At 37.0% G+C, this 7,265-nt stretch carries 9 protein-coding genes; 8 read left to right on the top strand and 1 reads right to left on the bottom strand.

Annotated features, from left to right (window positions below; all coding sequences use genetic code 11):
• From HRT72_04895 to HRT72_04920, 6 genes are all read left to right on the top strand, one after another.
• Positions 1 to 491 (top strand): hypothetical protein (locus tag HRT72_04895; GenBank protein NQY67045.1); only part of this gene is annotated, 491 nt, incomplete at its 5' end.
• Positions 469 to 1,044, top strand: coding sequence for an ATP-binding protein (locus tag HRT72_04900; protein NQY67046.1), 576 nt, complete (start codon positions 469 to 471; stop codon positions 1,042 to 1,044). The genes HRT72_04895 and HRT72_04900, both read left to right, overlap by 23 nt.
• Positions 1,045 to 1,095: 51 nt before the next feature.
• Positions 1,096 to 1,314: a response regulator gene (locus HRT72_04905; GenBank protein ID NQY67047.1), complete on the top strand. Its 219-nt coding sequence runs from the start codon at positions 1,096 to 1,098 to the stop codon at positions 1,312 to 1,314.
• Between the two features lie 238 nt (positions 1,315 to 1,552).
• Positions 1,553 to 2,332: a phosphocholine cytidylyltransferase family protein gene (locus tag HRT72_04910; protein NQY67048.1), complete on the top strand. Its 780-nt coding sequence runs from the start codon at positions 1,553 to 1,555 to the stop codon at positions 2,330 to 2,332.
• A gap of 23 nt (positions 2,333 to 2,355) precedes the next feature.
• Positions 2,356 to 3,003: a CDP-alcohol phosphatidyltransferase family protein gene (locus tag HRT72_04915; protein NQY67049.1), complete on the top strand. Its 648-nt coding sequence runs from the start codon at positions 2,356 to 2,358 to the stop codon at positions 3,001 to 3,003.
• Between the two features lie 35 nt (positions 3,004 to 3,038).
• Positions 3,039 to 4,604 carry a YdiU family protein gene (locus HRT72_04920; GenBank protein ID NQY67050.1) on the top strand — a complete coding sequence of 522 codons (1,566 nt, stop codon included), beginning with the start codon at positions 3,039 to 3,041 and terminating at the stop codon, positions 4,602 to 4,604.
• 322 nt (positions 4,605 to 4,926) lie between these two features.
• Here the strand turns inward: HRT72_04920 and HRT72_04925 are convergent, their stop codons facing one another.
• On the bottom strand, positions 4,927 to 5,592 hold the full coding sequence (locus HRT72_04925) for a response regulator transcription factor (protein NQY67051.1): 666 nt from the start codon (positions 5,590 to 5,592) through the stop codon (positions 4,927 to 4,929).
• Between the two features lie 185 nt (positions 5,593 to 5,777).
• Here HRT72_04925 and HRT72_04930 point away from each other — a divergent pair, with 185 nt between their 5' ends.
• Positions 5,778 to 6,116 carry a hypothetical protein gene (locus tag HRT72_04930; protein ID NQY67052.1) on the top strand — a complete coding sequence of 113 codons (339 nt, stop codon included), beginning with the start codon at positions 5,778 to 5,780 and terminating at the stop codon, positions 6,114 to 6,116.
• A 48-nt stretch (positions 6,117 to 6,164) separates the two neighbouring features.
• Positions 6,165 to 7,265, top strand: a 1,101-nt coding sequence (locus HRT72_04935; GenBank protein ID NQY67053.1) for an FAD-dependent monooxygenase, incomplete at its 3' end; no start/stop codon positions are given.

The raw sequence follows: 7,265 nt of genomic DNA on the forward strand, positions 1-7,265 counted from the left end.
CGCATGACTCGGTTATTCTCAAATACGCAAAAGGCTTTGAGATTAAGAAACTACATTTTACTCTTTCTAGATTAAGTAATGTCTATAATTCGTCGCTTTCAGTTTCGATTTTGGTGAGAGATGTTACCGACTTCTACACAAACCAAGAGTTTAAGAAGGAAGCCAGTGCAATGAAAAAATCAATTCGTTTTAAAGACGAATTCTTGGCTAACATGAGTCATGAAATACGGACGCCATTAAACGGCATATTGGGCATGCTAGAGTTACTAGAGAAGACAACTAACGTCACGGATAAGCAATTAGAAATACTCTCGGTAATCAGATCTTCTTCCAATACGCTACTGAGTATAATTGATGACATTTTAGATATGGCGAAAATAGAGGCGGGCAAGATGAAAATGTTGCTCAACCCAGTTAATATAGAGAGTTTGATTATGGAAACTATTAATCTGTTTAAACCAAAAGCGAATGAAAAAAGCATTGCTAATTAAATTTGATAACAATTCCTTATATACACCTGCTGTTTTGACAGACTCCGTCCGATTAAGACAAGTCCTATCCAATTTAATTAGCAATGCAATCAAATTCACCGATCAAGGCTCGGTTAAGGTAAGTGTGCAGTCAGCTCCTGAGATAAACAAATTACGATTTGATATTGAGGACTCCGGGATTGGAATGAAAGAAGATGAACTTTCAAGTCTATTGGGACCTTTCAATCAAATGGATTCTTCGGCTTCAAAACGATATCAAGGTACAGGATTGGGATTGGCTATTTCAAAGAATATAGTCTCATTATTAGGAGGTTCGTTTAAAGTGGATAGTGAGTATGGGAAGGGGGCATTCTCATTTACCATTAACGCCGAGGCAGTAATAGATCTGAAAAAGGAAATTGAAAAGAAAACAAATGCTCCATCAAGTTTCGAAGGTATTAATGTTCTTCTCGTAGACGATAACAACGTTAATATTATAGTTTGCGAAGCCATGATAGAAAGCCTTAATTGTAAAGTAATAACGGCAACAGATGGGATACAAGCAATAGAGTAATTCAAAATTGGGGAATTTGATATTATTCTAATGGATATCCAAATGCCTATAATGGATGGAATAACTGCAATGAAAGAACTCCGAAAACTAGATATTGCTTTGCCGCCAATTATTGCACTAACAGCAAATGCAATGGAAAAGGATAAATATCAATATGTTAAAGACGGTATGGACGACTATCTACCCAAACCTGTAACCATAAATTCTCTTCAAAAAGTATTAGTTAAATGGTTACCTGTCCAAAGTAAGATGCAACAAAAAGGCTCATAGCGGTATAGATATTTTACATAGGTGTATTTATATATTTCAATCCTTATAAAGGAACTAAACTCCTTTATTCTCCTTTATTCTCCTTTATTATATGTACTTTTGCAATCCAATAAAAGGAACCCTTAACCAATCCGAGAACCGCAATAGGAACACACTCTCGGAATAGCCGCAAAGCTATCTGGGTCAGCATACTTGGCACTCACCCGTACTTTACAAAGTACCGCATTAAGTAGTAAGGATGATTTATAAAAACAACCCAGAACAAATAACTACGGCTCTTTTATTAGCAGCTGGTACCGGAAGTCGTTTAAGACCTTTAACAGGAAAACTACCTAAGTGCCTAACTCAAGTTAACGAAATTGAAATTTTAGGCCGTTTAGTTACTAACCTTCAACAAAACGGTTTTAAGAAACTAATTGTAGTTGTTGGCTATCTGGAGGAACATATTAAGTCTTACTTAGCTATTCATGCAGGAGATATCACCGTAGAATATGTTACTAATCCTATATTTAGTACAACCAATAATATTTACTCCTTATGGTTGGCTAAAGATTTGATCAAAGAGCCTTTTATGTTGATCGAAAGTGATTTGGTGTTTGAAGCCTCACTACTAGAAGGAATGTTAGTGCCAGATAAAATTGCTGTTTCAAGAATTCTTCCTTGGATGAACGGAACAACTGTAACTTCTGATAAGTCGCTAGTAAACCTGGTTACTTCGATCAATTTGGATCAACAAGCCAATGTGGATGACAACCTATATAAAACAGTGAATATCTATAGTTTCTCTATGGATTCTTGGAACAAGATAGTAACAGAGCTTGATCAATGGATTGATGAAGGAAAAGTTTGTGAATACTACGAAGCTGTTTTTTCACAAATGGTTGATGAAAATTTGTTGGACTTATCTTGCGTTTATTTCGACTTGAATCAATGGTATGAGATAGATACGATTGAGGATTTGCATGAGTGCGAGAAAGTACTTCAAGACAAAGGTTTCCCGACACAGCTAATTGCATAAGGTCTACCAATTTTAGTATTGCAATGAAGGGTATCATTTATAGAAATATTCCAAATGTAGTTTCCATTTTAGGAGTTCTTCCTTTGGTGATTTTATTTACCGAAGATGGATACAAATACCTTATTCCACTTATAATTTACAATAACCTAATGGATGACTTAGATGGCATCTTGGCAGGTAAATTGAATCTTCGTAGCGACTTTGGTGCCCGAATGGATAATGTGTGTGACTCAATATCTCATACAATTATCATAATGGTGATAAGTGTTCATTATAATTGGATATGTATTATTGCTGGCTTAATCGCTGTTACAGCTGTTCAGGTTAGATCTATTACAAGACTTGATCCTAGTGTGGCAAAAAGTGCCGGATCACCAACAAATGAGCTAATACGACATTCTTTGTTTGCTGTATTACTTGCTACAATGTTCGATTTTGATGCAACCTATGTTCTTGTCGGTGTTTTTATCGCCAATGCCATTACCATGTTTGTACCTTACCCAATGCCGTACTTAATTCGAAGCATGACAAAATCGACTCTAGCTGTACTTGGAGTGAACGTTGCCCTTACGGTTGCTTGGTTGGTTCCTAATTCTCTTATCCCCATTAGTACTGCATTTATATGTACTTATTTGTACTCCGCTTTTCACGCACTTGTGAAGTCTAAGTAATTGCGGATAGCTTTAAATCTGTATACCTTTGCGGTATGAAAGATTTGTTCGATATACCCAATACTCCACACTATTCTAAAGAACTTCCTGGTGATGAAATCACTGACAACTATACTCGACAGGTAAGTGGTGCATGTTTCTCCTACGCTGATTCCCAAAAACCTTCGGATCCTAAGATTGTTCATATAGCCTCTGAATTTTTGAGCGAATTAGAATTAGTAGCAAAGGAAGATAAACTATTACAAGTATTTAGCGGGGCTGAAGTGTTTAATAACTTTAAGTCATATGCCATGTGTTATGGCGGACATCAATTCGGGAATTGGGCTGGTCAACTGGGTGATGGCCGAGCCATAAATATTGCGGAAATTGATATTAAAGGACTCAATTGGAAACTTCAATTAAAAGGATCTGGCCCAACACCGTATTCGAGAACAGCAGATGGCTTTGCCGTTTTAAGATCCTCTATTAGAGAATACCTTTGTAGCGAGGCAATGTATCATTTGGGTGTACCTACTACCCGAGCACTTTCTCTTATTACAACTGGAGATACGGTAGTAAGAGACATTTTGTACGATGGTAATCCAAAAGGAGAGAAGGGGGCTGTTGTATGTCGTGCTTCACCATCTTTTATTCGATTTGGAAACTTCGAAATATTCATGTCTAAGGGGGATAAGAAGACATTAAAGCAATTGGTCGACTATACAATCAAGCATCATTACCCTGATCTAGGTGCACCATCTAAGGAAACATATATTGCTTTTTTTAGAGAGGTAGTTATGAGAACTAAAGAAATGATTGTCCATTGGCAAAGAGTAGGGTTTGTACATGGTGTGATGAATACGGATAACATGTCGATTCTTGGACTCACGATTGATTATGGCCCGTATGGCTGGTTAGAGAACTACGATCCCGGCTGGACACCCAATACCACAGACCGGCAGCATAAGAGATACCGATTCGGAAACCAACCCAATATTGCTCTATGGAACCTCGCTAAACTGGCAAATGCCATACACCTCTTAATAGAAGAGACCGAGCCATTACAAGAGATCATTGATGAGTATCAAGAAATATACTTGAAAGACTATCTCAAGATGATGGCCTCTAAACTGGGTTTATATCAAATGGATAAGATCGATAAAGAATTTATTCAGACACTTACTGGTCGTTTAGAATTATCGGAGGTAGACATGACGATATTCTTCCGAATGCTTTCAGATAAAGAGATAACAAACTTTGATTCCTTTTGGGATATTATAGGTACTGCAAGCTACCTTGAACCCGTTGAGTATAATGAGCATCAAGAAGTATGGAAAGCATGGCACGCGGATTATGTCAAGCTTATTAAAGATGAAAGTTTGGATCAAAAGGACCGAAGTGCCAAAATGAATTTGGTGAATCCTAAATATGTACTTCGAAATTACATGGCACAACTTGCTATCGATGAAGCTGACAAAGGGAACAACGACCTGGTTGATGAATTGTATCAGCTTTTACTTAAGCCATACGATGAACAACCAAATAGCGAGAAATGGTTCGCCAAGCGACCAGATTGGGCCAAGCAGAAGGTGGGCTGTTCTATGTTAAGTTGTAGTTCGTAGATCCAGATTAAGATTTTAGATCAAGCCCGGAAACGCTGCGCGTTAAAAATCATTTTACCGGATTAAGGGTATTGGTCATAGGCTCTCGTCAGGATAATTTTGGTTCTATAATTATACCTCAATCCATACCTCGATGAAACGAATAAATAATCCAATACAATTAGTTACAAATTTGGGATTGGCCATTGCCATTGCCATTTCAGTAATAAAAGGGAAAGGTTTACAAATGAGAAAGGGCATAATTATAATGCCGAAGTAAAGAAAGACATTAGCAAGAGTTAGTTCACTTTACTGCTTTATCGAACTAGAAACAGCAGAACATCTACTTTGGCTCACCGTGAACAAAATAGTCTTCAGAATTGATTATACCGGTATGTAAAGCATAAAGAACCAAATGGCAAATAGAGCTAAAGCCTAGTTTCTTGAGTATATTCTTTCGATGTGTTCCTATCGTATGAACACTTAGATATAATTTATCCGCAATTTCCTTGTTCGAAAACCCTTTTGCTACAAGTGCTGTAATCTGAATTTCTCTTTCCGATAAGGCCGTTTTTTCTTTTTCACGTCCTTTCCTATGTTTTTCTAATAGATCTATAATCTCCTTGCTATAGTGTTTCTCTCCTCCTTGAATGGTTCTTACTGCAGTTACCAGTTCTTCATCGCCACATGTATTGGAAATAAATCCGTACACATTCATTTTAATGACTTGTTTTATCATCGAGACATTCTGAGTGGACGAAATGATTAGAATCTTAGAAAAGGGAGAAACACGATTTATATCGTGGATGATTTCAATCGTAATTGCGTCAACGCGGTCATAATCTAGAATGGCAATTTCGTATTTATTGAAGCTTAAACGTGATACTATCTCTTTTTCATTCTTTACAGAATAAATGGTTTCAATTCCATCTACATTCTTAAGTATGGATATTAAACCGGCATGTGCCAATGAATGTTTATTAGAATGAAGAATATTGATTGCTATCATTTGCCAGGCCCTTATTTAGAATGATTCTAAATAACAAAGATATGAGACGCAAATTACTATTCCTACCTCTCGGTTGAAAAATCCAATAAATCAGTTAAACTGCGAGTAATCAGTGGTTTTTACCCTTGTAAGGGTATTGTAATACAGTACATTTGCAACGTAATTTACTTCAATAATTTATTGAAATGAAAAAAAACACACTAACAAAAAACAAAGTTGAAATACTACATAGCAACAGTTTGGGGAGTATCGGTAGATGTATGTGCTGCAATGATTTAAGAGTTGCTTTCGGGAATGCGATGATCTCTCTTTCTCAAAATGACTTCGTCGATTTTAATAGTTTTTTTAACATTGCGAGATTCTGCCTAGAACAAAATAAACTCGAAGATAATACAAAGTATCTGGTTCAAACAAACCGTGACGAACTGGTTCTTTCATTTACAAAGGATGAGATGAAAAAATCTGTAGAGCTCTTAGATATATCAATTCTAATGTTATCAGTAAGAAAGCTACTCCCTTCTTGAATTTGGACTAATTTCATTTTTAATTGACTTGGATAAGGTAATTTATAAATGAAGATTTTAATAATAGGTGGAGGGATAGCTGGCTTGGCTCTTGCGAACCTTTTAAAGAACAAAACAGGCATTACCGTTCATCTTGTCGAACGTAGTGAATCTTGGAAGACTTCTTCCACCGGAATATATATTCCATCCAACGGAGTGAAGGTTTTGGAGCATATGGGCCTTGGAGATCAAATCCGAAAGGTTGGATTTATGGTTAACGATCGCATCATCTACAACTCAAAAGGTAAACACATTGTTCAAATGAGTCTCGAAGAGATATGGCATCAACCAAATCCTTGTATTTGCATCAAGCGAAAAGGCCTTCACGCTGTGTTAGCAGAAGACCTTGGAGATATAAAAGTGACTTTCAATAAAACTGTTGATCTTATTATTGATAACGGGAAGCAAGTTGGAATTACTTTCTCTGATGACACGCAAGATGAATATGACTTGGTTATTGGTGCAGATGGTATTAACTCCAGAACGAGGGAACAGATACTTGGCAAAATTCCTTTTAGAAAGGTGGCCGAAAAGGTATGTCGCTTTATAGCTCCCAAACCAGAATCTATAAATGCATGGACGTTATACATAAGTAAAGATGGCCAGTTTTTAATGATACCCATCAACGACCAAGAAGTAACATGTTATGTATACAATAAGGACCAACAAGCATCCAAAGAAGATTATCTAAAACCATTTAAAGCATACTGCCCACCTGTTGGCGACATCCTTAAAAACTTCGATCCTAAAGATGCCTATTGGACAGCGATGGAAGAACTTGAGCCTTTAAACCAATACGGGAATAGTAGAGTATTACTTATCGGAGATGCTGCACACGCAATGCCGCCTTACATGGCACAAGGTGCTTCTCTTGGGTTGGAGGATGCCTGGGTATTCTATAACCTGTTAGGAATGGATTGCGATTTAGATGGCATAGTAGAGCAGTTTTCTAATCTAAGAACCGAACGAGTAGATTGGGCTAGAGAGTGTAACAGAAGTCGTGAGAAGCTATCTAAGTTACCACATTGGGTTTCATCCGTAGGGATTAAACTGATAGGCAGGAAAAAATGGAAAGCCGATTATCAGCCATTGGTAAATATTCCTTTTGAA

This window comes from Flavobacteriales bacterium, from assembly GCA_013214975.1.
Taxonomy (GTDB): Bacteria; Bacteroidota; Bacteroidia; order DT-38; family DT-38; genus DT-38.